Genomic DNA, 25,210 nt, shown 5'->3' on the forward strand with positions numbered 1-25,210 from the left:
CCGCAATGGCGCTGCCCGAAGTCCCCCCGTCCACCGTCATCACCGAGGCCGACGAACGGCGCTCCGCGCGCGGCGGCGCGTTCTCGATGTTCGTCGACAGCTTCGACGTCTACCTCCCGGCGCTCGTGCTCCCGGCCGCCATGGCGTACTTCATGCCCGCGAACCTGTCGCCGGCGATCCGGGCGACGTTCACCACGCTGCTGTTCACCATCGGGCTCGTCGCGCGCCCGATCGGCAGCGTCATCTTCGGCAACCTGTCCGACCGGATCGGCCGCAAGCCGGTCACCATGATCAGCGGCTGGGGCTTCACGATCGTCACCCTCCTGATCGGGCTGCTGCCCGGCTACGCGACGTGGGACTACGGCGCGATCGCCGTGTTCGCGCTGCTGCGGCTGATCGGCGGGATCTTCCTCGCCGGCGGGTACGCCGCGCCGATCCCCCTGGCGCTGGAACAGGCGAACCCGGCGCGGCGCGGCCGGGTCGGCGGGCTCATCGGCGTGGGCGCGCCCGGCTCGTTCCTGGTGATCAACCTGCTCCTGCTCGGGCTGCTCGACGTGCTGCCCCACGGCGGTTTCCTGGCCTGGGGCTGGCGGATCCCGTTCTTCCTCGGGTTCGTGCTCGGCCTGGTGTACCTGTGGCACTACCGCGGCGTGAAGGAGGACGACTCCGTGTTCGCCCGCCGCCGTACGGGACGCCAGCCGGTGGCGGAGCTGTTCACCACGCACCGGAAGCTGCTCGTCAGCGTGTTCCTGTTCACCTGCGGGTACTGGTTCGCCACCCAGATGTCGGTGTCGTTCCTGCCGACCCTGCTGGTGCAGGTGCTGGACCAGAGCCCACGGCTGTCCTCCACGGTCGAGATCATCAGCTCGGTGACCACGATCGCGCTGATCCTGGTGCTCGCCGGGATCGGCCAGCGGATCGGCAGGCGGGCGCTGCTGATGCGCTGGGCCCTCGTGCTCACGGTCGTCGTGGGCGGCGCGTTCGCGGTGCTCGCGGTGGCCGCCCGGGCCGGGGCGCCCGCGTGGCTGATCGGGCTGATCGCGGTGGTCGCGAAGGTCCTGCCGTCCGCGCCGCTGGGCGTGATCCTGGTGTACCTCAACGAGCGCTTCCCGGCGTCCGTGCGGGCCAGCGGGTACGGCATCGGCTACATGTTCGGGCTGATCCTGCCCGGGCTGTACACCTTCTGGCTGCTGGCGCTCAGCTCGATCATGCCGTACGAGTTCACCCCGATCGCGTTGATCGTCTTCGGCGGCCTGCTGATGTTCGAGGCCGTGCGCCGGGGTCCGGAGACCAACGGCGTCACCGACCCGGTCCCGGCGGTCTCCGAACCGGAGGTCGCGCGGTGATCCTGACCGACGGCGAGAAGGCCATGCGGGACGGCGCCGACGGGCCCGCGGTCGCGGCGGCCATGGACCTGCTCATCCGCTACGGCGAAGCGCTGGACGCGGAAAAGCTGTGCGACACCCGCAACGTCGCCGGCACGAGCACCCAGCCGTCGCCGGTGAAGGCGAAGCTCGTGGCCGAAGGCGGCTGGAACAAGGCGTTCGCGGTGCTCAACCTCGACTGCGACGACGTCGTGGAGATCCCCGGCATGCGGGTGCCGACCTGCCAGCTGCAACAGGGTTTCGGCCCGGACTCGGTCGGCGTGGTGCCCTACCCGAAGGAGTTCGTCGAGCTGCAGAGCGACGCCGAAGCGTTCTACGGACGACGCGGGGTGAACATCCTCGCCACGTGCACGCCGTACCAGGTCGGCAACCTCCCGGTCCGCGGCGAGCACTGCGCGTGGATGGAGTCGTCGGCGGTCGTCTACGCCAACTCCGTGCTCGGCGCCCGGACCAACTGCGAAGGCGGGACGTCGACCGGCGCGGCGTCGCTGACCGGCAAGATCCCGTGCTGGGGCAACCACCTGGCCGAGAACCGGTTCGGCACGCACCTGATCGAGGTGGACGCGGGCGTGCGCGACTTCCTGGACTGGGGCATGCTCGGCTACTTCGCGGGCGGGCTGGTCCAGGACGAACGGCCGGTCGTCACGGGAGCGTTCCCGCGTCCCGATCTCGTCGACCTCAAGCACTTCGGCGCGGCCGCCGCGTCTTCCGGCGGCGTCGAGCTGTACCACCTGCCGGGGATCACGCCGGAGGCACCGACGGTCGAAGCGGCCTTCCGCGGCCGCCCGCCTTCCGCTGTCCACTATGGACTCCGGGAGCGGCGTGCGGTCTACGAGACGCTGAACGACCAGGGCCGCTCGACCGACGTCGACTTCGTGCTGCTGGGCTGCCCGCACGCGTCGATCGACCAGCTCCGCGCCGCCGCCCGCGCGCTGGACGGCAAGCGGCTGCACTCCGGGACGCAGCTGTGGATCATGACGCCCCGGGCGCTCAAGGCGGTGGCCGACCGCAGCGGCTACACGGCCGTGATCGAGGCCGCGGGCGGGCGGCTGCTCGCCGACTCGTGCCCGGCGATGTCCCGCGTCGCACCGCCGGGCACCCGCGTGTTCGCCACCGACTCGGCGAAGCAGGCGCACTACCTGCCCGCGATCCTCGGGATCGAAGCGTGGTTCGGCTCCCTGGAAGACTGCGTCGGCGCCGCGGTCACCGGGCGCTGGCGAGGTGACCTGCGATGACGGTCCTGCGCGGGCGGACGATCGTCCCCGGGATCGTCGAGGGCGAAGCACTGGTCTCCCGCGAGACGATCTCGGGCTGGGGCGGCATCGACCCGGCCACCGGGACCATCGTCGAACGCCGCCACGAGCTGCACGGGGTGTGCTTCACCGGGAAGATCCTCGTCTTCCCCGGCGCGAAGGGATCCTCGGGCTGGTCGGGGTTCTTCCAGTCGACGCGCCTGCTCGGCACGGCACCGCTGGGCATGATCTTCACGGTGGTGACGACGAAGGCGGCGCTGGGCGCGGTGGTGACCCGGGTCCCGGCGCTGAGCGACCTCGACCAGGACCCGGTGGCGGTGATCCGCACCGGCGACCACCTCCGCCTCGACGCCGACCACGGGTTCGTCGAAATCGTGGGGAGAGCCGGCTTCAGCGATTCGCCGGGACCGGTTCCCCGGCCGGGTGCCGCCGGCGCGCCGGGAGCAGCGACGTCGGATGGGAGACGCTCCAGGCCGCGGCCGCGCAGATCACTTCCTTGAGCCGCGCGGCCGTCCGGCCGGTCAGCGCGGACGGCTTGGGCCGGTCGTCCGGCGTCACCCACTGCACGATCGCGTCGCGGCGGCCGAGGCTGATGCACTGCGCGGTGTAGCCGATCTTGTTCTCCGGCAGCGCGCGGCCGGTCAGGCGGGCGGCGATCGCGTCCGCCGCCTGGTAAGCCGTCGGGACGCCCGACGCGCACGACATCCGCAGCGGGGCGCCGTTCGCGCCCGGGGCGAGTGCGGCGTCCCCGACCGCGTAGACGTCCGCGTGCGAGACCGACCGCATCGTTTCGTCGACCACGATCCGCCCTGTCTCGGAAACGGCCAGCGTCGTCGCCGCGGCGAGGGGGTGCACGGCGAACCCGGCCGTCCACACCGTCACCCGCGCCGGGAGCACGCGGCCGTCGCGGGTCACCGCGCTGTCCGGCTCCACGGCCGTGATGTCGGTGTGCTCGTGCGCGGTGATGCCGAGCCGGTCGAACGTCACGCGCAGGTGACGCTGGGCCTTCTCGCTCAGCCAGTCGCCGAGCCCGCCGCGGGCGGCGAGGCCGACTTCGAGGTCCGGGCGCGCTTCGGCGATCTCGGTGACGGCTTCGATACCCGTGAGGCCACCACCGACCACGAGCACCGTTTCGCCCGCGGCGAGGCCGGCCAGCCGCGTCCGCAGCCGCAGCGCCTGCTGCTTGCCCGCGAGGAACTGGGCGTGCCCGGCGACGCCGGCGTCGGCGGCCGTGCTGCCGAGGGCGTAGACGAGCGTGTCGTAAGCGAGTTCGCCGTTGTCGAGGGCGACGGTCTTGCGGTCGGCGTCGACAGCGGTGACCCGCGCGATCCGCACCCGCACGCCCGTGCCCGCGAAGAGGTCGGTCAGGGCGCGCGGCCGCAGGTCCTGGCCGGTCGCGAGCTGGTGCAGGCGGACGCGCTCGACGAACTCGGGATCGGCGTTGACGAGCGTGATCTCGGTGTCGGCGGGGTGCAGCCGCTTGGCCAGGCGCCCGGCCGCGTTGGCCCCGGCGTACCCGGCCCCGAGGACGACGATGCGGTGCTTCATGGCTTCCCTCATTCCTGTCCGGCTGGTGTGTCGCTCCCTGAACCGGGCGGCGGCGGGAAACCTGACAGCGGTGAGGTGTGATCCGGGTCACCAGGCGGCGAGCGGCTCCCCGTGGCCGCCGGCGGCCCACTGGCGCGCCGCGCGGTCGAGTTTGGCCGGGTTCACCTGGGCGTGGACGGCCGCGATGCCATCGGCGGTGACGTCCAGCGAGACGACGCCGGCGACCCGGTCACCGACCACCAGTACCAGGGCGGGCACGCCGTTGGTGACCTCGGCGAACAGGACGGGCTCGCCGCCGATGAGCTCCCACTTGGCCGGGCTGGGCTCGAACAGCCCACGCAGGAACCGCGCCACCCGCACCGCGCCGGTGACCGGCCGCGGCAGCGAGAAGAGCACGCCACCGCCGTCGCCGACGCTGGTCGCGTCGTCGGTCAGCAGCTTCACCAGCGAGTCGGTCCGGCCGCTGAGCGCCGCGGCGAGGAACTCCTCGACGATCCTGCGAGCCGCGGCCGCGTCGACCGCCACCCGGCGCCGGTCGGTGGCCAGGTGCTGCTTGGCGCGCCGGTGGATCTGCTGGCAGTTCGCCTCGGTCAGGTCGAGCACCTCGGCGATCTCGCGGTGCGAGTAGCCGAAGGCCTCGCGCAGCACGTACACGACGCGTTCCTTGGCCGAGAGCCGTTCCATCAGCGTGAGCATCGCGATCGAGACCGACTCGCGCTGCTCGGCGGTGTCCGACGGACCCAGCATCCGATCCCCGGCGAAGACGGGCTCGGGCAGCCACTGGCCCACGTAGGTCTCCCGCTTGGCGCGCGCGGAGGTGAGCCGGTTGAGGCACAGGTTGGTGAGCACCTTGGTCAGCCAGGCCTCGGGCGTCTCGATGAGGGCCCGATCGGCGGACTGCCAGCGCAGGAACGTGTCCTGCACGGCGTCCTCGGCATCGGTCGCCGACCCGAGCAGGCGGTAGGCGATCGCCTCCAGCCGCGCCCTGGCCCCCTCGAACACCGCGACTTCGTGCGCCCCCAGCAGCATGCTGCCAAGCTAACACCGGACCGGTCGCCGACAGCCGCTCGACGCCGCAGCGGCAGCGCGGGAGACGCACTCCGAGCCGGGATCAGATCGCCAGCAGGACGCGGCCGAACGGGCCGCCCTCGGCGAGGTGCCGCTGTGCCTGCGCGGCCTGCTCCAGCGGGAACACGCTGTCGACCAGCGGCGTGATCTCCTTGCGGGCGACCAGGTCGAGCAGGCGCGTGTTCGCGGCGTTGATCTGCTCGGTGGTGAACAGCGCGAACCGGAAGCCGTGGATGTGGGCGTTCTTCCAGATGAGGTCGGTGACGTCGATTTCGGTGCGGGTACTCGCCGCGTACCCGACGCTGACCAGGGTGCCGTCCACGGCGAGAGCGCTCAGCGACTCACCGGTGACGGAGCCGCCGACGCCGTCGAGGACGACGTCGACGCCCTTGCCGCCGGTCAGGCGGTGCACCCCGGCGCGGAGGGACTCGGTCGACAGGTCGATCACCTCGAACCCCAGCGCGCGGCCGCGCTCGGCCTTCGCGGTGGTGGTGGCCGTGGTGATGGCCGCGCCGGCGCCGAGCACCCTGGCGACGTCCACGCCGCCCTGCCCGACGCCGCCGCCGGCACCGGGCGCGAGCACGGACTGCCCGGGCCGGAACCCGGCGAGCTCGGTCAGCGCCAGGTACGCCGTGAGGTGGCCGGTCGCGGCGGTGAGCGCGGCCGCGGCGGTGTCGTCGACGGCGTCCGGGACGGCCACGACGTGCCGCGGGTCGACAGCGACGTACTCGGCCCACGCGCCGTCGGCGCCCACGCCGTACCGGCCGCCGCTGAGGATGACGCGGGTGCCCGCCGCCAGCCCGCTCGCGCCGGGCTCGGTGAGGACGCCGACGCCGAACCCGCCCGGCCGGATCGGCAGCGGTTTGACGGCGGCGGCGGGCAGCTTGCCGCGGCGGACGGTGTCGTCCAGCGGGTTCACGCCCGCCAGGGTGAGCCGGACGAGCGCCTGGCCGTCGGCCGGGACCGGGACCGGGACGTCGACGGCCCGGAGGACGTCGTAGCCGCCGAACTCGTCGTACTGGATCGCGCGCATGGTGGTCCTTCTTGGAAAGAGATTATTGTCAGTTGCTTCTTTCCACGCGCTGCCGCTCGCGGTAGGCGCGCAGATTGACGGGGTTACCGCAGACGCGCACGTCGTGCCAGGTGCCGCTGTTGTTGCGCGACCGGTCGAAGAACGCGGCTTCGCACCGGTGGTTGCGGCAGACCTTGAGCCGGCGCCACGTGCCGGCCGCCTGGGCGTCCGCGATGGCGATCAGGGCGAGCGAAGCCACGGCCCGCCAGCCGGTGCCGCGCGGGTCCGCCCGGACCCGGCCGTCGGGACCGAGGCGGAGCACCACCCCGGCCTGGTGTTCCGGCGGTCCGGCCACGCCGGCCGCGTGGGCGTGCAGATCGACGCGGAGGTCGCGAAGCGGGTCGAGGTCGGCTTCGCCGAGACTCACGGCGGGCACGTCCCGTCCGGTCTCTTCACTCCAGGCCGCCAGGGCCCCGTCGACCCAGCTCCGCGCCGATGCCACGTCGGCGAGCAGGTCGGGCTGCCGGGGGCGGCCGGCGGACCGGGTGTTGAGCAGGTCCTGGACGAGCCCCAGGCCGGCCGGGGCCGGAGAGAGGTCGTAACGCGCGGTCGCGAGCCAAGCCATGAAAGAAGCATGACGTGGTTGCCTATTTCGTGCGCTGCTTTGTGGGCCAGGTCACCGTCGTCGGCGCGGGCGGCGGCCGACGTGGTCCGGCGGGCCGTTCGCGGCGCCCCTGCCGTCTATGCTCGCCCGGTGGCGATCGACTCCCCCGTCCGGCGGACGCACCGGGTGACACTTCGTGCGTGGGCTCCCCAGTGGTCGACGACGGCGGCCCTGCGCGCGGTCCGCGCCACGCTGGTGGTGCCCGCTCTGTTCGCGTTCAGCATCACGGTGATCGGCGACCTGCAGGTGGCGACCTTCGCGGCGTTCGGCGGGTTCGCCACGCTCGTCCTGGCCTCGTTCGGCGGCGACCGGCGGGACAAGCTGCGGGCCCACTTCGGTCTCGCCGTCGTCGGCAGTGTCCTGCTGGTCGTCGGCACCGCCGCCAGCGTGTCGCTGCCCCTGGCCGCGGTCGTCACGCTGATCGTGGCCTTCCTGGTGTTGTTCGGCGGGGTCGCGGGGCCGAACGCGGCGGCCGGGGGCACCGCCGCCCTGCTCGCCTACGTCCTGCCCGCCGCCTCCCCCGGCGCCATGAGCATGGTGCCCGCCCGCCTCGGCGGCTGGTGGCTCGCGTCGGTGGTCGGCACCGCGGCCGTGCTGCTGCTGTCCCCCCGCTCGCCCGCCACGACCCTGCGCGACGCGGCGTCCCGGGCGGCCGGCGCGATGGCCGGCTACCTGGACGCGGCCCTGCGCGGCGCTCCGGACGTCGCCACCGCCCACGAGGCGGCGATCGAGGCCAAGCACCACCTGATCGACGAGTTCACCGCGACGCCGTACCGCCAGACCGGGCTGGCCGCCGAAGACCAGGCCCTCGACAACCTGGTGGGCCTGCTCGAGTGGTGCGGTTCGGTCATCGCCGACACCCTCGGCGAATACCCGGACCTCAGCGGGGCACCGGAAGTCGAACGGCAGCTCCTCGCCGAAACCGCCGCCTGCCTGCGCACCATCACCCGGCTGATGTCCGGTGGGACTGCTTCCTTCGACGCGGCCGAACTGGACCGCCGGATCGAGGCGAGCGTGGCGTGGCTGCGCGACCTGGCTTCGGGCGACCCGGGTTACGCCGACGCCGTGCACCTGTCCTTCCACGCCCGCACCGCCGCGTTCGCCGTCCGGGCCGCGGCCGTCGAAGCGAGTGCCGCGGCACCGGGCAGCCGGCGTCCGCGCGGGCTCTCGCTGGCGTCGCTGACGCGGGTCGCGTCCCCCCACACGAGCCTGCGCTCGGTGTGGTTCGTCAACAGTCTCCGCGGCGCCGTGGCCCTGGCCGCCGCGGTCGTGGTCGCCGGCGTCAGCGGGGTCGAGCACGGGTTCTGGGTCGTCCTCGGCACGCTGTCGGTCCTGCGCGGCAACGCGGCGGCGACCGGGTCGACCGCGCTCCGGGCGTTGCTCGGCACCGCGCTCGGCGTCGTCGTCGGCGCGCTGTTGCTGCTGGTCATCGGCACCAGCGCGCCCGCGTTGTGGATCGCCCTCCCGATCGCGGTGCTGGTCGCCGCCTACGCGCCCGGCGCCCTGCCCTTCACCGTCGGCCAGGCCGCCTTCACCGTGACGGTGTCCGTGCTGTTCAACCTGCTCGCACCGGCCGGCTGGCGGATCGGTGTCGTGCGGATCGAAGACGTCGCCATCGGCTGCGCGGTGTGCCTGGTGGCGGGCGCGCTGTTCTGGCCCCGCGGCGCCCGGGCCGTCGTCGCCGACGACCTCGCCGACGCGTTCCGCACGGGCGGCGCGTACCTGGTCGCGGCCGCGAACTGGGCACTCGGCCTCCGCCACGACCCGCCCGCCCCGGCGGCGGCGACCGCGGCCGGTACCCGCCTCGACGACGCGCTCCGCGGGTTCCTCAGCGAACAGGGCACCAAGCACGTCCCCAAACCCGACCTGTGGCGGCTGGTCATGGGCACCGTCCGCTCGCGGCTGACCGCGCAGTCACTGGCCGGTCTCCCGAACCCGCACGTCGAGCCGGACCCGTTCCGCCGGCTCCTCGGCGACCAGGCGGGCCAGCTCGCCGCCTGGTACGACCACCTCGCCTCCCGCCTCGACCGCACCGACCACGGCGACGTACCCATCCTCGCGCCGCCCGCCTTCCCGGATCTCCTCCAGCAGCCGGGCGCTTCGGTACGCGACCTCGCGTGCGCCCTCTGGGTGCACGAACACATCAAGCACATCGCGGCACGGCTCGCCGAACTCGTCGAGCCGGCGAACGTCGTGGCGGCCCAACGCCATCGTCCTTGGTGGCGTTAGCCCCCGGCGAGCTGCCCGCCACGTCAGACCCACTGCAGCGCGTCGGCGTGGGCCAGCCGCGGCAGCCGGGGGAACCACGGGTTTTCCCCGGGGTGCCCGATGTTGACCACCAGGATCGAGCGGAACCGCCCCTCCGGGAAGAACTCGGCGTCGACGGCGGCCGCGTCGAAGCCCGCCATCGGGCCGGCCGCCAGCCCGACCGCGCGGACGGCGAGGATGAAGTACCCGGCCTGCAGGGTGGCGTTGAAGGTCGCGGTGTCTTCCCGCATCTCGTGGTTCGCCGCGAAGACCTCCTTCAGCTCCGGCTTGTGGGGCAACAGCGCCGGGATGTGCTCGTGGAACCGCGTGTCCACGGCGAGGATCGCCACCGCCGGCGCGGACCGCGTCTTGGCCTGATTGCCTTCGTCCAGGTGCTTGACCAGCCGATCACGCCCCTCGCCCGGGCGGACGAACACCACGCGCAGCGGCTGGGTGTTGGCCGCGGTGGGCGCCCACTTGGCGAGTTCCCAGATCTCCGAAAGCTCTTCGTCGCTCACGGGGGTGTCCGCGAAGCTGTTCGCGGTCCGGGCGCCGGTGAACAGCACGTGCGTGGCGTCGGGAGCCAACCGCCTCCGGGCGGCGTTCATCGTGTTTCCTTCCGTGACAGGAGTTGTCCGGACAGGCCGACCGGGTGCGCGAGGTCTTCCCGGATGGCGTGCAGCCCGGTCAGGGGGCCGTCGACCTGCATGAGCCGGCCCATGGTCAGCGGCCCGAGGTCGACCGGCGCGTAGCCGAACTCCTCGACCACGGCGCGGAACCGGGCTTTGGCGTCCGCGTCGTCCCCGGCGTGGAAGAGGATGCGGCGGCCCGCCGGGGTGACCGGGTCGGCCGCGATGACCGGCCCGTAGAGGTTGTCGAACGCCTTGATCACGTGGGCGTCCGGCAGGAGCGAGGCGACGAACTCGCTGCCGCCGACGTCCAGGACGTCGAGGACGGCCGCGGGCGGCGGGTCCGCCCACTGGTTGGTCGCGTCGACGAGGATCCGGCCCGGCCGTGCGGGAAGCGCTTTCACCGCTTCGCGCACGCGGCGCCAAGTCACGGCCAGGACGACGAAGTCGGCTTCGCCCGCTTCGGCGATGGTGCCGGCGGAGGCTCCCGGGCCGAGCCGGGAGACCAGCTCGGTCAGGGTTTCCGGTCCGCGGCTGTTGCTGAAGACCACTTCGTGCCCCGCCTTCAGCGGGTGGCCGGCGATGGCCTGGGACAGCGTCCCGGCCCCGATCATCCCGAACTTCACGTCAGTACGCCTCCGGTCGTCGAACCACTGATCCCTCTTGGTTAACGTGTTAACCAAAAGCTACGCCGCAACTTGTTAACGTGTCAACCACTTGGGTAGGCTCGCGAGCATGGCGCAGGTGCGGTGGCTGGACGAACGGGAACAACGGGCCTGGCGGAGCCTGATGGCGATGCAGGAGGGCCTGACGGAGTTCGTCGACCGGCAGCTGCGGCACCGCTGCGGTCTGTCCAATGCGGACTACCAGGTGCTGGCCCACCTCTCGGAGGCGGCGGACCCGCTGCGGTCGTACGAGCTCGGCCGGTTGCTGCGCTGGGAGAAGAGCCGCCTGTCCCAGCACCTGACGCGGATGGAGAAACGCGGCCTGGTGCGCCGGGAACCCTGCGACACCGATCAACGCGGCTCGGTGATCGCCATCACCGCCGAGGGCAGGAAGCTGATCGAAGCGGCGGCCCCCCAGCACGTCTCGGACATCCGTGAGGTGGTCATCGACCACCTGACGCCGGCGGAACTCGACGCGCTGACCACCATCAGCGCCAAGGTGAACGCCCGGCTGGCGGCGCGGGACGAGGACTGAGCGCGGCTACGCCAGCTCTTCGACGTGCCCGCCGGGCGAGTACGCCGCCCAGCCGGGATCGCCCGACTCGGCGAACGCGACCCACGAGTGGTGCATCCGGGTGGCGAGCGCGGCGGGCGGTTCACCGGTGCCGAGCAGCTTCCGCGGCCCGCGCAGTGCGGGCAGTGTGAGGTTGTCGAAGACGAACGGCAGCTCCATCACGTGACTGGCGCCCAGCTGCCCGTCGACCGCGTTCGACCGCCAGCCGAACTCGTAGCGGTAGGTCGTGCCGGAGGTGTGTGCGCCGGCCAGCGCGTGCGTGCCACTGCGGAAGAGACCGTCACCGAGCACCCGGGTGCGCAGCTCGGCCGCGCCCGCGTGCGGGTACCGGTTCCGATAGTCGCGCACGGCGTCGCCGGGGTCGCGGTGGAAGAGCGCCGCGGTTTCGCGGACGTCGAGATCGGTGCCGGCCGCTTCGACCCACAGGGCCAGGCCGCTCGTGTCGGCGATGGCCCCGGCCGCCCCCGCCGTACGTGGTGAACGTCGAGTCCGACAGTCTACGCAGGGCACCGATCCTCAGTGGACGGTGGCCGGTCATGGCGCCTGCCGGCCGTCGCGGGACCGCGGCGCGACGAGCTGCTCGATGCGGCCGGTCTTCAGGTCGTAGCGGTAGCCGGACACCTTGACGCGGCCCGACACGGCCGGCGCGTCGAGGATCGCCCGCACGTCGACCGGGACCGTGTCCGCCGGCTCGACTACCGCGGTCCGCCGGAGCTCTTCGTCGTCGAAGCCGAGTTCGACGAACCCCTTGCGCAGCTCCGGGTCGGCCATCAGCGCCGAACCGCAGTCCGTGTGGTGGACGACCGCGATCTCGAACCACTCCGCGTCCGGGGTCTTGGTCTCGTGCAGGTAGCTGATCCACGCCAGGTCGTCCAGAAAGGACTGGTTCGCCCGGCCGCCGACCGTGCGGGCGACGATCGCGTCCCCCAGCTCGAGGCCCATCGTGGCCGCCGGGTCCACCCGGGGGTCGATGCAGGTGAGGACGTAGACCTGCTTGTTCGGGATGAACGGGATGTCCGGAACCTTGTCCTTGGCGTCGGTTTCGGCGAAACGGGCGTTGTTGTCCAGTAGTTCCTCGAAGTTGCTCATGCCTCAAGACTGCTGGCGCGGCGGGGCTCCGGCCAGGGGCAGGACAGCCAGTTGGCGAAAGGCTTCGGCCACTACGACGCGCGCGACTTCCGGTAGGCGGTCGGCGTCGTCCCGAGCTGGCGGGCCATGTGCAGGCGCAAGTTGGCCGCGGTGCCCAGCCCGGTGCGCTGCGCGATGTCCTCGACCGGCAGCGGGGTCGACTCGAGCAGCCGCTGCGCTTCCAGCAACCGCTGGACTGCCAGCCAGCGCATCGGGGTCATGTCCGTACGGGCGCGGAACTTGCGCGCGAAGCTGCGTTCCGGCATCCCCGCGTGCCGGGCCATCTGGGCGACGGTCAGCGGCCGGTGCATCTCCCCGACCATCCACCCGAACGTCGCGGACAGGCCGTCGTCTTCGCTGACCTGGCTCGCGAACTGCGCTTGCCCGCCGGGCCGGTGCGCCGCGACGACCAGGTAGCGGGCGACCCGGGCGGCGGCCGCCGCGCCGTGGTCCTGCCGGATCATGTGCAGGCACAGGTCGATCCCGGCGGACAGGCCGGCGCTGGTCAGCACCCGGCCGTTGTCGACGTAGAGAACGCCGGGGTTGAGGCGGACCGCGGGGAACCGGCGCCGGAACTCGGCCGCCTCCCGCCAGTGCGTCGTCGCGACGTGGCCGTCGAGCAAACCTGTTGCGGCCAAAGCGAAAGCCCCGATACACACCGAGGCGATCCGGGCGCCGCGGGCGTAGGCGGCCCGCAGCGCGTCCAGCACGTCCCGCGGCGGGTCGACGAGCGGCCGGAAGCCCGGCACGACGATCGTGTCGGCCCGCTCCAGCGCCTCCAGTCCACTTGCGACATCGATCGCGAACGGCGACTGGGTCGCCACGCGTCCCGGGTGCGGGGTGCAGACGTCGAAGCGGTAGAGGTGCGACTGCTCCTGGTGCCCGAAGGTCTGCGCGGCGATGGCGAGGTCGAAGGTGATCACCCCGGGCAGCACCAGCGCGACGACGCGGTGCGGGTCGGGTTCTGGCGGTCGCATGGGTTCGAGTATCCCACTCCCGGCCCGGTCGGACAGCGGCGATAGCGATGCTCACGGGCGGACGAAGACCGGCTTGCCCGGCGGCGGGTCCAGCAGCACCTCGACCGCGTCCTCGTAACCGAACGGGCCGGCCAGGACCGGTGACGGATCGAGAGTTCCGCCCGCGACGAGCTCGAGCACGCCGGGCACGTGGGGAGTCGCGTGCGGTGGCCCGACGACGAGGGTGATCCCGGTGCCGTACAACGAGAAGTACGGCAGCCGCGGCTCTCCGAAGTAGACGGACCGGATCACGCACGTGCCGCCCGGGCGCGTGGACAGCAAAGCGCATCGGAAGCCGGCGCTCGCGGCCGAGGCATCCACGACGAGGTCGAAGGTGCCGTCGAGGCGGTCGGGATAGGCGTCGACCGCGGTGACGGTCGCGCCCGCCGCGGCGGCCGTGGCGCACCGGGCTTCGTCGACGTCGAGGTAGGTGACGCTGCCCGCGCCCAGCGCGACGGCGCTCAGGACGATCAGCAGCCCGAGGCTGGCCGTCCCGCCGACCACGAGCACGTCGGCGCCGGGCTGGGCCTCGAGGGTCGGCCGGACGGCCTGGAAGGCGTCGGTGAGGTTGTCGGAGGCCGGGGCGGCCACGACCGGATCGACGCCCCGCGGAAGCGGAGTGAGGTTGTACGAGGCCCACGGGACCCGGACCAGCTCGTCGAACAACCCGCCCCAGAGTCCGCCGGCGCTCGTGCCGTAGGACGCCAGGCGCGGCACCGAAACGCAGGCACCCGGCAGGTCGCGCCGGCAGTTCTCGCACGTGCCGCAGCTGATGTGCCACGGGATGACCACCCGCCGGCCGACCCGCAGCGGGGAGTCGTCGCCGGCGAGGTCGACGATCTCGCCGACGGCCTCGTGACCGAGCGCGAACGGGGTTTCGAACGGCGCGGGCGACACCACGAGCCGGCGGTCGAGATCGCAGGCGGAGGAGGCGATCGGCCGCACCAGCGCGTCGCCGGGCGCGGAGAGGACGGGCGCCGGGCGGTCCTGCCACTGCAGCGCGCGCGGACCGGTGACGACGAGGCTCTGCATGGCGCTCCTTGGACGAGGCTCTCTAGAGAGAGGACTCTAGAGAGCCGTGTTCGGTATCGTCAACCCATGCCACGCCTCGTGCACGACACGTCGACGATCCTCGATGCGGCGGCCCGGCTGCTGGCCGCGGGGAGCGCCGACGCGATCACCATCGCCGGCGTGATCAGGGAAGCCGCGGTGTCCAGCGGCTCCGTCTACCACCGGTTCCCCAATCGCGCGGCCCTGCTGGCCGCGGTCTGGAACCGGGCCGTGCGGAGCTTCCACGGCGAGCTGTACCCGCTCTTCGACGGCGAACCGGTGGCCGCGGCGGTCGCCCTCGGGCGCCGGACCGTGTCCTGGTGCCGCGCCAACCCGGCCGACGCCCGGGTGTTGCTGGCCGGCCTCGGCTCCTTCGAGCCCGCGGCCTGGCCCGCGGAGAGCCGGGACGCGCGCGAGGCCGACCAGTCCCGCTGGGACCAGCACATCCGCCGCCTGGTGACCGACCTCAAGGCGGCGACCGGGCGCGGAACGGCGGAGGTCCTGCTGATCGTCGTCGACTTGCCTTACGCGGCCGTACGCCGGTACCTCGGCGCGGATCGACCGATCCCGGCGAGCCTCGAGGACATCGTCGAGCGCGCCATCCGGGCGGCGCTCACCGCGGACTAGCCGCACTGGGTACGTCCGCCGCGGTGGATGACGAAACCCCTTGCGGGAAAGAAGGCGTCCCCGCCCCGCCGGATCGCGGCGGGGCCGGGGCACCGACCGGGTGGATCAGCGGCCGTAGGCTTCGAGCAGCCGCAGCCACACCTCGCTGACGGTCGGGAACGCCGGAACCGCGTGCCAGAGCCGGTCGATCGGCACCTCGCCGGCGACCGCGATGGTCGCCGCGTGGATCATCTCCGCGACGTCCGGGCCGACGAGGGTGAAGCCGACGATCACCTTGCGGTCCTCGTCGACGACCATCCGGGCGTGCCCGCGGTAGCCCTCGGCGTGCACGGCGGATCCCGCGGTGGCGGCCAGGTCGTAGTCGACGACGCGGGTACGCAGCCCGGCCGCCTCGGCCTTGGCCGCGGTCAGGCCGACCGACGCGATCTCCGGGTCGGTGAAGACCACCTGGGGCACCGCGCGCTCGTCGGCGGTCGCCGCGTGGCGGCCCCAGGGCGCGTCGTCGACCGGCTCGCCCTTGGCGCGGGCCACGATGACGTCGCCGACCGCGCGGGCCTGGTACTTGCCCTGGTGCGTGAGCAGCACGCGGCGGTTCACATCACCGGCCGCGTACAGCCAGTCGTTGACCCGCATCGTGTCGTCGACGGTCAGCCAGGACCCCGGCTTCAGACCGATGTTCTCCAGCCCGAGATCCTGCGTGTTGGGCGTCCGGCCGATCGCGACGAGCAGCTCGTCGGCTTCGACCTGCTCGCCGTCGGTGAGCGTGATCGACACCGTGCCGTCGTCGTTGCGCTTGACGGACCCGGCTTCGGCACCGATGCGCACCGAGACTCCCTTGTCCTGCAATGAGGCTGCCACCTGCTCACCGACGAACGGCTCTTGCATGTGCAGGACACCGTCGCGGGCCAGCATCGTCACCGACGACCCCAGCTGGCTGAACGCGGTCGCCATCTCCGAGGCCACCACGCCGCCGCCGATGACGGCGAGCCGGGCCGGGACCTCCTTCGCCGCCACGGTTTCGCGGCTCGTCCACGGCTTCGCCTCACGCAGGCCCTCGATGTCCGGGACCAGCGCGCCGCTGCCGGTGGCGACGACGACCGCGTGCCGCGCGGTCAGCGTGGTGGTGGTGCCGTCGGCGGCGGTCACCTCGACGACCCGGTCGCCGGCGATCCGGCCGTGCCCGCGGTGCAAGGCGATACCGGCCGAGTCGAGCCAGGACACCTGGCCCTCGTCGTTCCAGTGCGAGGCGAAGGCGTCGCGACGGCGGAGGACGGCGGCCACGTCCAGCTCGCCGGTCACCGCTTCCCGGGCGCCGGGCACCTGCCGGGCCGCACGAAGCGCCGCGCCGCTGCGCAGCAGCGCCTTGGTCGGCATGCAGGCCCAGTAGGAGCACTCGCCGCCGACCAGTTCCCGCTCGACGATCGCGGCGGTCAGGCCGCCCTGCACCACCCGGTCGGCCACGTTCTCCCCGACCGGGCCGGCCCCGATGACGATGACGTCGTAGTCGCTCACGTCAGTTGCCTTTCGCGGCGCGGCCGAGGCGGATCGCCGAGACGAGGAAGAAGATGCCGCCGAGAACGGCGTAACCGGCCACGCCGGACAGCGCCGGGTTCGCCGCGGAGGCGCCGATGACGAAGTTGGCGCCGGCCAGCACGGAGATGCCGCCGCTGAGCATCATCGACCACTGGCCGCCCATCTTGCGGCGGGAAATGCCGACGACCAGCTGGACCAGCCCGGCCACGATCGCCCAGGCGCCCCACACCCGCAGCACCGCCGGGATGCCCGAAGCGGCGGCGACCCCGATGCCGATGGTGGCGAGCAGGCTGATCGCCATGTTCACGTACAACCCGGTGACCGAGCCGGCGCCCTTCGCCGACCGAGCGTCCACAATGGCCGCGCCCACGTCGAACAGCGGGTACACGACGACCAACGCGATGCCGGCCGCCCCCAGTCCCGACTTCGTCGTCAGGAAGACCAGGACCGCCCACACGATGGCGAACGCGAACCGCACCAAGTACAACCGGCGCAGCGCCGGAGCGAACCCACCTACGGCGGGCGAGTCGACAGTAGTCACCATGATCCCTTTCACAAGACCGAACGTTCTATCTCATCCCAGCATGACCGCCGCCCCGCGCAATGTCAAGACCGAACGTTCTATCCGAAGTCTTACGTCGAGGCCCAGCCCCGGTATTCGTCGACGGGCAGCGGGTGATCAACGGGCACCACGCGGGAGTGGACCGCGGTCAGGCACCCCGGGCACAACAACTGACGGAAGACGATCTCCGCGTCGACGTACTCCACGGGGTCGTGCCAGATGTGCGGGCCCGCTTCGGTCGGCGGCGCGTCCCAGCGGGCGAGCCCGGCGACGAACGCGCCCCCTTCGAGCGGCCCGATGCCGGTTCCACAGTGGACACACGCGACCACCCCGTCGGCGAGGACGGCGAGGTTGTCGTCGAGCCGGCGCACCGCGTTCAGATCCGGCGTGCCGATGGGCGTGAGCCCGGCGATGCCGGCGCCGGACGCCCGGCGGCGCCGCAGCTTCGCGCGCCGCTCTTCGGTCGCGGTCACGTCCACTTCGCCCCCGCGGAGCACGACTCCGTAGACGTCCTCGGCCGCGTCCGCCGTCACCCGGACCTGCTGCACGTCCTCGCGCACGCTTCCGGGTGCGCGCAACAGCGGGTCGCCGTACCCGCCGCCGGCCTGCCAGTGCAGGTAGAGCGCGTCACGTGGGCCCAGCTGCGACTCGCCTTCGCAGGGCAGCACCTCGATCTCCCCGCCCAGCTCGCCCAGGTGGCCGGGGATGGTGACCGCCTGGGCGAGCTGGGGTTCGTGGACTCCGCGCACGACCAGGTCGAGCTGGGAGTTGCCGGGGTAGCCGCCGGCCAGGCCGACGTTCTGGTTGGCCACCTTGCCGGTACCGGACACGACCAGCGACATCGTCCCGTTCTGGTCCGGGTGCTGCACGTAGCAGACCGAGCCGCTCATCCCGCCCCGCTGCCGGCCCGGGCCGCCGGAGTCGGTCTGTTCCCGGCGCCACAGCGCGACGAGCGGGTAGAGGTACTCGGTCATTTCGACGTCCGGTGCCCGGGCGGACGGGATGATCAACCGGCCGCCGGTGTCGACGCCGTCGTGGTGCACCTGGGCGCCGTAGCCGCCCGCCATGACGTCGAAGACCGGCGACACGAAGCCCTTACTGCCCCCACCGCGAGTGTCCACACCGGACACCACGCAGAGGTCCGTGGTGCCGTTGCAGATCGACTGCACATCGGCGCGGTGGTCCGGTTCGGCGTCCAGCATCTTGGCCAGCACCTCGGCGACCAGGTTGCCCGAACCCCAGGCCGGGCCGAACGGTCCCTTGCCCACGGCGGCCGGGAAGGACGCGTTGGTGATGGTGTCCTCGTCGGTGATGATCTCGAAGCAGCGCATCAGTCCGCCCGCGGCCCACGGGATGTCCCCGGCCAGCAGGGGAAGCATCGTGAACACGATGCCCGCGCGCAGCCCGGGGTAGGGGCAGTTGATGATGCCGGTCTGCCCGGCGGTGCCGCGGAAGTCGAAGACGAGCTTGTCGGCCTGCTTGGTCATCGCGACCTTGATCGCGTGCAGGCCGCGGTCGCCGGTCCGCGACTGCTCCTGGTAGCCGACCGCGCTCCACGTCCCGTCGGGCAGCGTTTCGAGCTTGGCGCGCAGCCGGCGTTCGGCGTCGTCCATCATCCGGCGCATCACGGACTTGACCGTGTCCGCGCCGTACTTGGTGATGAGCCGCAGGATCTGTTCGGCGGCGTTCTTGTTGGCGGCGATCTTCGCGCGCAGGTCGAGGCCGACCAGGTGCGGGAGCCGCGAGCGGCGGACCCAGGCGTCGGCGACGTCGCGCTGCAGGACGCCACCGCGGACGACCTTCATCGGCGGCGTCGGGACGGCCTCGCCGAAGACGTCCTGCGCGGACGGGCTGAACGAGCCCGGCCGCGGGCCGCCGAGGTCGACCTGGTGGGCGATCGCCGTCGTCCAGCCGAACAGCTTGCCGTCGTGGAAGATCGGCGCGAGGACCGCGGCGTCGTTCTGGTGCAGCCCGCCGCCGATCCACGGGTCGTTGCACAGGAACATGTCGCCCTCGGCGATGCCGGGGTTGTCGCCGCGGTGGCGCAACGTCCAGGTGATGGCCAGGTCCATCGAGCCGATCAGGCCGATGTTGTAGGTGCCGACCTGGACCTGCTCGCCGAGCTCGTCGCAGATGGAGAAGTTGAAGTCGTTGGACTCGGTGACGACGTGCGAGCCCGACATCCGCCGCAGCGTCTCCCCCATCTCCTGGGTGATCGCCCACAGCCGGTGCCGGACGACCTCGTAGGTCAGGGCGTCGACCTCGATGTCGCCGACCTGGTGCAGGGGCAACGAAGGCGAGATCTGCCGCAGCAGTTCTTCGCGCGGCATCGGGCGGCTGGTGAACTCGTCCGCACCGGGGATTCGAGAAGTCATGAGTTCCTCACTGGTAGCGCAGCACGAGGTTGCCGAGGTGGTCGACGCGGCCGGTGACCCCGGCGGGGACCACGACCACCGTGGTCGGGACGTCCACGATCGCCGGGCCGACGAGTTCGTGGCCCGCTCGCAGCCGGGCGTAGTCGTAAACGGGAGTCAGCACGTAACCGGTCTGCGAGTCGAGGCAGACCGACCGTTCGCCGAGCAGGGCCTCCCGCGGGTCCGGCCCGTCGGCCCCGGGGATAGCGGGCAGCGCGATCGGGAAGCCGAGACCGGCCTTGGCGCGCATGCGGTAGGTGATCGCCTGCACGCCGGCTTCGCGGTAGCCGGCACCGCTGCCGTTGATGCGCTCGTACTGCTGCTCGAAGCGTTCGAGGATCTCGTCTCCGGTGCGTTCGGTGAACTTCGCGTCCGGGACGGCCGTGGCGAGTTCGGTGACCTGCATCGAGTACCGCAGGTCGATCTCGCGGTGCAGCGAGACGTCGTGGAACTTCACCTTCTGCCGGTCCAGCGCACGCTGCAGATCGGCTTCCAGCCGCGCGAAGTGGGACTCGAGGACGCTGTGGTCGACCGGGAACGACGACGGATCGGACAGTTCCGCGCTCAGCGCGACGTCCGAGGCCGCGAGCCCGTAGGCCGAGAAAGCGGACGCCACCGGCCCGAGCGGCACGACGACCTCGCTCACCCCGAGGTCCTGGCAGTACCCGGCGCAGTGCGCGGGTCCCGCTCCCCCGAAGGCGTAGGCGACGAAGTCACGCGGGTCGTAACCGGCCTGCACGACGGCCCGGCGCAGGAGGTCGCCCGCCTGCGCGTTCTGCACCTCGTGGATCGCGATGGCGGCCTCCTCGACCGTCAGCCCCAGCGGCTCGGCCACGTGGACGCGGATCGCTTCCCGCGCCAGATCCAGCCGCAACGGCTTGCGGCCGCCGAGCAGCCCGCGCTCGCTCAGGATGCCGAGCACCAGGTTGGCGTCGGTGTTCGTGGGCCGCGTGCCGCCGTTCCCGTAGCAGGCCGGGCCGGGGACGGCTTCGGCACTCTGCGGGCCGAGCCGCAGGTTGCCGCCCTCGTCCACGGAGGCGAGCGCGCCGCCGCCGGACCCGATGGTGTGCACGCGGATCGTCGCCGCGTTGATCGGGAACTGGTTGACGATGGAGCCCGGGGCCATCACCGGCTCGCCGTCGACGATCAACCCCGCGAGGAACGTCGTGCCGCCGACGTCGGTGGTGATGACGTTGCGGTGGCCCAGCTGCCCGGCCAGGCGCATCCCGCCGATCACCCCGCCGGACAGCACCGAGCCGACCGTGGTGATCGCGTGCTCGGGGGCGCGGTCGGCGGTGATCGTGCCGCCTTCGCTCTGCATGACCAGCAGTGGTCCCTTGAGCCCGCCCTCCTCGAGCTGCTTCTGCAGCGGCAGCAGGTAGGTGCGCAGCCGCGGGCCGACCTGGGCGTTCATGATCGTCGTCGAGGTCCGGGCGAACTCGCGGATGCGGGGACTGACCTCCGAGGAAAGCGTGACGTACATGTCCGGCGCGATCTCGTGGATCAGCTCTCGGACGCGCTGCTCGTGGACGCCGTTCTTGAACGACCACAGCAGGCAGACGGCGATCGCCTCGACCCCTTGGTCCACAAGGGACTGTGCGACGCGGCGCACCTCTGCTTCGTCCAGGGGTACCAGGACCTTCCCGGCGTGGTCGATCCGCTCGGTGACTTCCAGGGCCCGGTACTTCGGGATCAGCGGCGCGGGCTTGCGCTGCCGCAACGTGTCCTGGATTTCGTGCGCCGAGCGGCCGAGGGTGCGGCCTTCGGCGTTCATGATGTAGATCGCGTCCCGGTGGCCCTTCGTGGCGATCAGCCCGACGTCGGCGACCTGGCCCTGCACGAGGGCGTTGATCGACGCGGTCGTGCCGTGGGCGATGTAGTCGGTCCGCGAGAGCAGCTCGCCGACGCCGATGCCGAGCTCTCCGGCGAGGTCTTCGATCGCGCGCATGACCCCGACCTCGCGGTTCGGCGGGGTCGTCGGCGTCTTGGCCGACACGATCCGGCCGGCGCCGTCGGAGGCGACCGCGTCGGTGAACGTGCCACCGACGTCGATGCCGAGTGCGTAGGGCATTGCGGTTCTCCTGGTTCTCAGCGCCGGCGGGCGGTCACTGTGGTGAGCAGGTCGGCCGGACGGGCGTCGGCGCCGCCCATCCAGGCGACGTGCTGGTCCGGTCGCACGAGCACCAGCGCGGCCGGGTACCGGCCGGGCAGGTCGACGACGGTGAGCGGGATCCCGAGGTCACGAGCGGAGAGGGTCCAGGGCGTCACGGCGACACCCGGGTCCGTCCGCACCAGGGTGAAGCCGGGGCCGAGGACGTCGAGCGCCGACCGGCCGTCGTCGAGCCAGACGTGCGGCAGCCGGAAGCCCGGCTGCGCCCGCCCCCGGTAGTCCCCCATCGTGATCCCGGCCTGGTCTTCACCGCCGACCACCAGCGGTGAACCGGCGTAGTGGTAACCGAAGCTGAACCCGTCGGGTGAGTAGCGGCGTGGCTCGGTGACCGCGAGCCGCTTCGCGAACTCGGCGCGGGCCTGCTTGCCTTCGGGGCCGTCCAGGTGGATGCCGGGCGAGACGTCGGCGAACGACGTGCGGGCCTGGGCGCCGACCGCGGTCGCGAACTGCTCACCGACCGGCTTGCGCTCGAGTTCGTAGGCGTCGAGCAGCTCCGGGGGCGCCCAGCCGTGGTGGACCGCCGCGAGCATCCACGCCAGCGTCGCCGCGTCCTGGATGCCGGCGTTCATGCCGAACCCGCCGACCGGGATCCAGATGTGGGCGGCGTCGCCGGCCAGGAACACCCGGCCCGCGCGGTAGTGCTGGGCGACCAGCCGCCGTCCGGTCCAGCGCACCACGCCGAGCACCTCGTGTTCGACCCGCCGGCCCACCGACTCCCGCAGCAGCTGTTCCGGGTCCTCGCCCTCGGTGTCGTGGTTCGGCGCGAAGGCGACGTGGTTGAGCCACAGCTCCTCGCCGTCGATGGCGATCAGTGACGCGATCCGGCGGCCGTACGTCCAGTAGGTCCAGGCGCGGTCTTTCGCGGCCAGCCGGCCCAGCTCGGGCGAGCGGACGAAGGTGGAGACGAACCGCTGGATCGCGTCGACGCCCTCGTAGCGGATGCCCAGCTGCCGCCGGACGGTGCTGTGGGCGCCGTCGCAGCCGACCACGTACGCGCACCGCAGGGTCCGCTGCTCCCCCGCGGTCTCGACGACGGCCTCGACGTGGTCGTCGTGCTGCCGCAGCCCGACCAGCCGGGTACCGCGGTCGAAGGTCAGCCCGGGCAGCTTGCGCGCGTGCCGCTCCAGGATGGGTTCGAGGTACAGCTGCGAGATCCGGTGCTGCGGCTCCGGAGTGGGCCAGTCGTCCCGGCCTTCGCCCGCCAGGACGGCGTCCGCGGACGGCAGGTCGATCCGGAAGATTTCCTCGCCGGTCAGCGTCGTGCGGTACTGGATCGACGTCGGGTAGTCCCCGGGCAGCCCGGCGCGGCGGATCTCGTCGGCCAGCCCGAGCCGCCGGAAGATCTCCATCGACCGCGCGGACGTCGTGTTGCACCGCGGGTTGACCGGCCGCTCGTCGGTCGCCTCGACGACACGGCAGGCGACGCCGCGCTGGGCCAGGTCGATGGCGAGGGTCAGGCCGGCCGGGCCGGCGCCGACGATCAGGATTTCGGTCATGCGCTCAGGAACTCCCCTGCCAGCTTGGTGAACTCGTCCGGCCGGTCGACGTGGATCCAGTGCCCGGCGCCGGCCACGACGTGCAGGCGCGCGCCGGGAACCGCGTCGGCCAAGCGCTCGGAGACCGCGACCGGCTGGACCCGGTCGCGCTCGCCGTGCAGCGCGAGCACCGGCGTGGTGATCCTGGTGAGGTCGACCGGCGGCGGGCCGCCCACGACGTCGGCGAACATCGACCGGAACGCCGCCTCGGCGCCGGGGCGGAGTGCCTGCTTCAGCCGAAGCTCGGCCAGTTCGTCCAGGAGTCCTTCGTGGACACTCTCGTCGGCGACCAGCCGGCCGAGGGTGGCCCGCATGGACCTCTCGGTCGGGTTGTCGTAGAAGGGAACCGTCGCCGGGAGCGGCCCCGTGCCCGCGCCGCCCATGACGACCGCGCGGCCGACCCGATCCGGCGCCACGGACAGCAGGGCCAGCGCCGCGGCGCCGCCGGCGGCGGAGTTGCCGATCAGGTGCACGCGGTCCAGGCCGTGCCGGTCGAGGAGATCGAGGACCTGCCGGGCGCGGGCGAGTGCCCACGCCCGCGGTCCCTTCAGCCCGCCCGTCCCGGCGATCTGCGTGCCGAACCCGAGCAGGTCGGGGGCCAGGCAGCGGAACTCGCCGTCGAACCCGGCCCGCACGCTCGCCCAGTTGCTCGCGGCGTCGACTCCGGGGCCGCCGCCGTGCAGCAACACCAGGGCAGGCACGTCCGACCTCCGTTGTGGATCGTACGTCGGCTCGCCGGTCACGGCAGCCGCGCGACGACTCGGGTGGCTTCGTTCTCGCGCACCCGGCCGAACCGGGCGAGCAGGAGCGTCGCGACGGCACCGATGACGCCGGGGATCGCGAAGAAGCGGAACATCGAGGCCGGCGCCCAGCCCGCCTGCAGCAGGAAGCCGGCGAGCAGCGGCGCCAGGACGGCACCGAGCCTGCTCACCGCGACGGCCATGCCGAGGGCGGTCGCGCGGGCTTCGGCCGGGTACAGAGTCGGCACGATGACGTTGATCCCGGTGACCGTCCCGTTGAGGAACAACCCGACCAGCACCGCCACGACCAGGGCGATCCCCAGCGTGCCGAGCGAGAACGAGAACAGGATGAGCGCGAGGGCGCCGATGCCGAAGTAGGCCGCCGTCAGCCGCCGCGGGCCGAACTTGGCCACCAGCAGTCCCAGCAGGACTGCGCCCGTCACACCGCCGAGGCTGAGGAGCACACCGCCACTGATGCCCTGCCGGGTGGACATGCCGGCCTTCAGTAGCAGGCTGGGCGTCCACGAACTGGCGAAGTAGAACATCAGCTGCGCCGAAACGAAAGCCACCCAGACCAGCACCGTCCGCAGCGCGTTGCTCCCGCGGAACAACGAGTCGAGGACCACCTGGCGCGTCGCCGCCGACGGCGCCGCGGGCAGCTCCTCGACCGGCGTGCGGCCCATCGAGACCAGGATCCGGTTGAGCTTGTCCAGTGCCTGGCGGGGACGGCGGGCGACGAGGAAGTCCATCGACTCCGGCAGGAACCGCAGCGCCACCGCGAAGAGAAGCGCCGTGACGACGGCACCGAACACGAAGACCGAGCGCCAGCCGAACGAGCCCAGCAGCACGCTTGACGCGATTCCGGCGATCACGGAACCCAGGCCGTAGCCGGTCGTGATCAGCGCGACCACCAGTCCCCGGCGCCGGTGGTTGGCGTACTCGGAGGTGAGCACCGGCAAGCTGGCCGCCATCGCGCCCACGGCCGCCCCCGTCACCACCCGGCACGCGAGCAGCTGGCCGAAGTCCTGCGCCGCGGCGGCGGCGAGCATACCCAGCGACGCCAGGGCGAGACAGCCGAGCGTGAGCCGGCGGCGGCCGACGCGGTCGGCCAGCGGGGCGAGGAAGAGCCCGCCGACGGCCATGCCGGCGAGCCCCCCGCTCAGCAGCACGCCCACCGCCGACGGGGACAGGCCCCACTGCCGGGTGATCGCCGGGCCGGCGAACGACGTGACCAGCAGGTCGAAGCCGTCGATCAGGTTGATGACCAAACACAGCGCGACCGCTCTCACCTGGGCCCGGCTCATCGGTGAGTTCTTCACCTGTTCAAGGACGTTCAAGGGAAACCTCGCTTCGTTGCGGCGGCCGGTTACGTCCCCCCGGGAAGCTCTGT

General features: G+C 72.4%; 23 protein-coding genes. 6 read left to right on the forward strand and 17 right to left on the reverse strand.

Annotated elements, in window-relative coordinates:
• Positions 1–5: 5 nt before the first annotated feature.
• Genes ACWEVP_RS40630 through ACWEVP_RS40640 form a run of 3 tightly spaced genes read left to right on the forward strand, consistent with a single transcriptional unit; the run spans position 6 to position 3,138 of the window.
• On the forward strand, positions 6–1,346 hold the full coding sequence (locus ACWEVP_RS40630; protein ID WP_452067906.1) for an MFS transporter: 1,341 nt from the start codon (positions 6–8) through the stop codon (positions 1,344–1,346).
• Complete coding sequence (locus ACWEVP_RS40635) at positions 1,343–2,620, forward strand: aconitase X (RefSeq protein WP_452067907.1); 1,278 nt, start codon at positions 1,343–1,345, stop codon at positions 2,618–2,620. Before ACWEVP_RS40630 ends, ACWEVP_RS40635 begins: the two co-directional genes overlap by 4 nt.
• The gene (locus ACWEVP_RS40640) at positions 2,617–3,138 is read left to right on the forward strand and encodes an aconitase X swivel domain-containing protein (protein ID WP_452067908.1); all 522 of its coding nucleotides are present in this window, start codon (positions 2,617–2,619) and stop codon (positions 3,136–3,138) included. The genes ACWEVP_RS40635 and ACWEVP_RS40640 overlap by 4 nt, the downstream gene beginning before the upstream one ends.
• On the opposite strand, the gene ACWEVP_RS40645 is transcribed toward ACWEVP_RS40640, so the two are convergent.
• The 4 genes from ACWEVP_RS40645 to ACWEVP_RS40660 form a co-directional block, all read right to left on the reverse strand.
• Entirely contained in the window at positions 3,029–4,186 is a 1,158-nt protein-coding gene (locus ACWEVP_RS40645) for an NAD(P)/FAD-dependent oxidoreductase (RefSeq protein ID WP_452067909.1), read from the reverse strand. The two genes, ACWEVP_RS40640 and ACWEVP_RS40645, sit on opposite strands and share 110 nt — an antisense overlap.
• 87 nt (positions 4,187–4,273) lie before the next feature.
• Entirely contained in the window at positions 4,274–5,215 is a 942-nt protein-coding gene (locus ACWEVP_RS40650) for an RNA polymerase sigma-70 factor (RefSeq protein ID WP_452067910.1), read from the reverse strand.
• Between the two features lie 82 nt (positions 5,216–5,297).
• On the reverse strand, positions 5,298–6,287 hold the full coding sequence (locus ACWEVP_RS40655) for a quinone oxidoreductase family protein (protein ID WP_452067911.1): 990 nt from the start codon (positions 6,285–6,287) through the stop codon (positions 5,298–5,300).
• A 28-nt stretch (positions 6,288–6,315) separates the two neighbouring features.
• On the reverse strand, positions 6,316–6,891 hold the full coding sequence (locus ACWEVP_RS40660; RefSeq protein ID WP_452067912.1) for a CGNR zinc finger domain-containing protein: 576 nt from the start codon (positions 6,889–6,891) through the stop codon (positions 6,316–6,318).
• 129 nt (positions 6,892–7,020) lie between these two features.
• Here ACWEVP_RS40660 and ACWEVP_RS40665 point away from each other — a divergent pair, with 129 nt between their 5' ends.
• Positions 7,021–9,159 (forward strand): FUSC family protein, encoded by a 2,139-nt coding sequence (locus tag ACWEVP_RS40665; protein WP_452067913.1) that lies wholly within the window; start codon positions 7,021–7,023, stop codon positions 9,157–9,159.
• Between the two features lie 23 nt (positions 9,160–9,182).
• Here ACWEVP_RS40665 and ACWEVP_RS40670 read toward each other — a convergent pair whose 3' ends face one another.
• Both ACWEVP_RS40670 and ACWEVP_RS40675 read right to left on the reverse strand, forming a co-directional pair.
• Positions 9,183–9,785 (reverse strand): malonic semialdehyde reductase, encoded by a 603-nt coding sequence (locus tag ACWEVP_RS40670; RefSeq protein WP_452067914.1) that lies wholly within the window; start codon positions 9,783–9,785, stop codon positions 9,183–9,185.
• Positions 9,782–10,432 carry an NADPH-dependent F420 reductase gene (locus tag ACWEVP_RS40675; RefSeq protein ID WP_452067915.1) on the reverse strand — a complete coding sequence of 217 codons (651 nt, stop codon included), beginning with the start codon at positions 10,430–10,432 and terminating at the stop codon, positions 9,782–9,784. The genes ACWEVP_RS40670 and ACWEVP_RS40675 overlap by 4 nt, the downstream gene beginning before the upstream one ends.
• 109 nt (positions 10,433–10,541) lie before the next feature.
• Between ACWEVP_RS40675 and ACWEVP_RS40680 the strand changes: the two genes are divergently transcribed.
• Positions 10,542–11,006 (forward strand): MarR family winged helix-turn-helix transcriptional regulator, encoded by a 465-nt coding sequence (locus tag ACWEVP_RS40680; protein WP_452067916.1) that lies wholly within the window; start codon positions 10,542–10,544, stop codon positions 11,004–11,006.
• A gap of 6 nt (positions 11,007–11,012) precedes the next feature.
• Here the strand turns inward: ACWEVP_RS40680 and ACWEVP_RS40685 are convergent, their stop codons facing one another.
• From ACWEVP_RS40685 to ACWEVP_RS40700, 4 genes are all read right to left on the reverse strand, one after another.
• Complete coding sequence (locus ACWEVP_RS40685; RefSeq protein ID WP_452067917.1) at positions 11,013–11,555, reverse strand: carboxylesterase family protein; 543 nt, start codon at positions 11,553–11,555, stop codon at positions 11,013–11,015.
• A gap of 24 nt (positions 11,556–11,579) precedes the next feature.
• On the reverse strand, positions 11,580–12,134 hold the full coding sequence (locus ACWEVP_RS40690; protein ID WP_452067918.1) for a carbonic anhydrase: 555 nt from the start codon (positions 12,132–12,134) through the stop codon (positions 11,580–11,582).
• A 71-nt stretch (positions 12,135–12,205) separates the two neighbouring features.
• Complete coding sequence (locus ACWEVP_RS40695) at positions 12,206–13,150, reverse strand: GlxA family transcriptional regulator (RefSeq protein WP_452067919.1); 945 nt, start codon at positions 13,148–13,150, stop codon at positions 12,206–12,208.
• Between the two features lie 51 nt (positions 13,151–13,201).
• Positions 13,202–14,221, reverse strand: a complete 1,020-nt coding sequence (locus ACWEVP_RS40700; RefSeq protein ID WP_452067920.1) for a zinc-dependent alcohol dehydrogenase — start codon at positions 14,219–14,221, stop codon at positions 13,202–13,204.
• Between the two features lie 66 nt (positions 14,222–14,287).
• Between ACWEVP_RS40700 and ACWEVP_RS40705 the strand changes: the two genes are divergently transcribed.
• Positions 14,288–14,866 (forward strand): TetR/AcrR family transcriptional regulator, encoded by a 579-nt coding sequence (locus ACWEVP_RS40705; RefSeq protein WP_452067921.1) that lies wholly within the window; start codon positions 14,288–14,290, stop codon positions 14,864–14,866.
• A 105-nt stretch (positions 14,867–14,971) separates the two neighbouring features.
• On the opposite strand, the gene ACWEVP_RS40710 is transcribed toward ACWEVP_RS40705, so the two are convergent.
• The 7 genes from ACWEVP_RS40710 to ACWEVP_RS40740 form a co-directional block, all read right to left on the reverse strand.
• Entirely contained in the window at positions 14,972–16,378 is a 1,407-nt protein-coding gene (locus ACWEVP_RS40710) for a dihydrolipoyl dehydrogenase family protein (protein ID WP_452067922.1), read from the reverse strand.
• A gap of 1 nt (position 16,379) precedes the next feature.
• On the reverse strand, positions 16,380–16,943 hold the full coding sequence (locus ACWEVP_RS40715; protein WP_452067923.1) for a hypothetical protein: 564 nt from the start codon (positions 16,941–16,943) through the stop codon (positions 16,380–16,382).
• 89 nt (positions 16,944–17,032) lie between these two features.
• Positions 17,033–19,336 carry a hydantoinase B/oxoprolinase family protein gene (locus tag ACWEVP_RS40720; RefSeq protein ID WP_452067924.1) on the reverse strand — a complete coding sequence of 768 codons (2,304 nt, stop codon included), beginning with the start codon at positions 19,334–19,336 and terminating at the stop codon, positions 17,033–17,035.
• Positions 19,337–19,343: 7 nt separating this feature from the next.
• Positions 19,344–21,446 carry a hydantoinase/oxoprolinase family protein gene (locus ACWEVP_RS40725; protein ID WP_452067925.1) on the reverse strand — a complete coding sequence of 701 codons (2,103 nt, stop codon included), beginning with the start codon at positions 21,444–21,446 and terminating at the stop codon, positions 19,344–19,346.
• A gap of 17 nt (positions 21,447–21,463) precedes the next feature.
• Positions 21,464–23,041, reverse strand: a complete 1,578-nt coding sequence (locus tag ACWEVP_RS40730; protein WP_452067926.1) for an FAD-dependent monooxygenase — start codon at positions 23,039–23,041, stop codon at positions 21,464–21,466.
• Complete coding sequence (locus ACWEVP_RS40735; protein WP_452067927.1) at positions 23,038–23,781, reverse strand: alpha/beta fold hydrolase; 744 nt, start codon at positions 23,779–23,781, stop codon at positions 23,038–23,040. Before ACWEVP_RS40735 ends, ACWEVP_RS40730 begins: the two co-directional genes overlap by 4 nt.
• A 38-nt stretch (positions 23,782–23,819) precedes the next feature.
• Complete coding sequence (locus tag ACWEVP_RS40740) at positions 23,820–25,124, reverse strand: MFS transporter (protein WP_452067928.1); 1,305 nt, start codon at positions 25,122–25,124, stop codon at positions 23,820–23,822.
• Between the last annotated feature and the right edge of the window lie 86 nt (positions 25,125–25,210).

The sequence above is a fragment of the Amycolatopsis sp. NPDC003865 genome, from assembly GCF_053605345.1.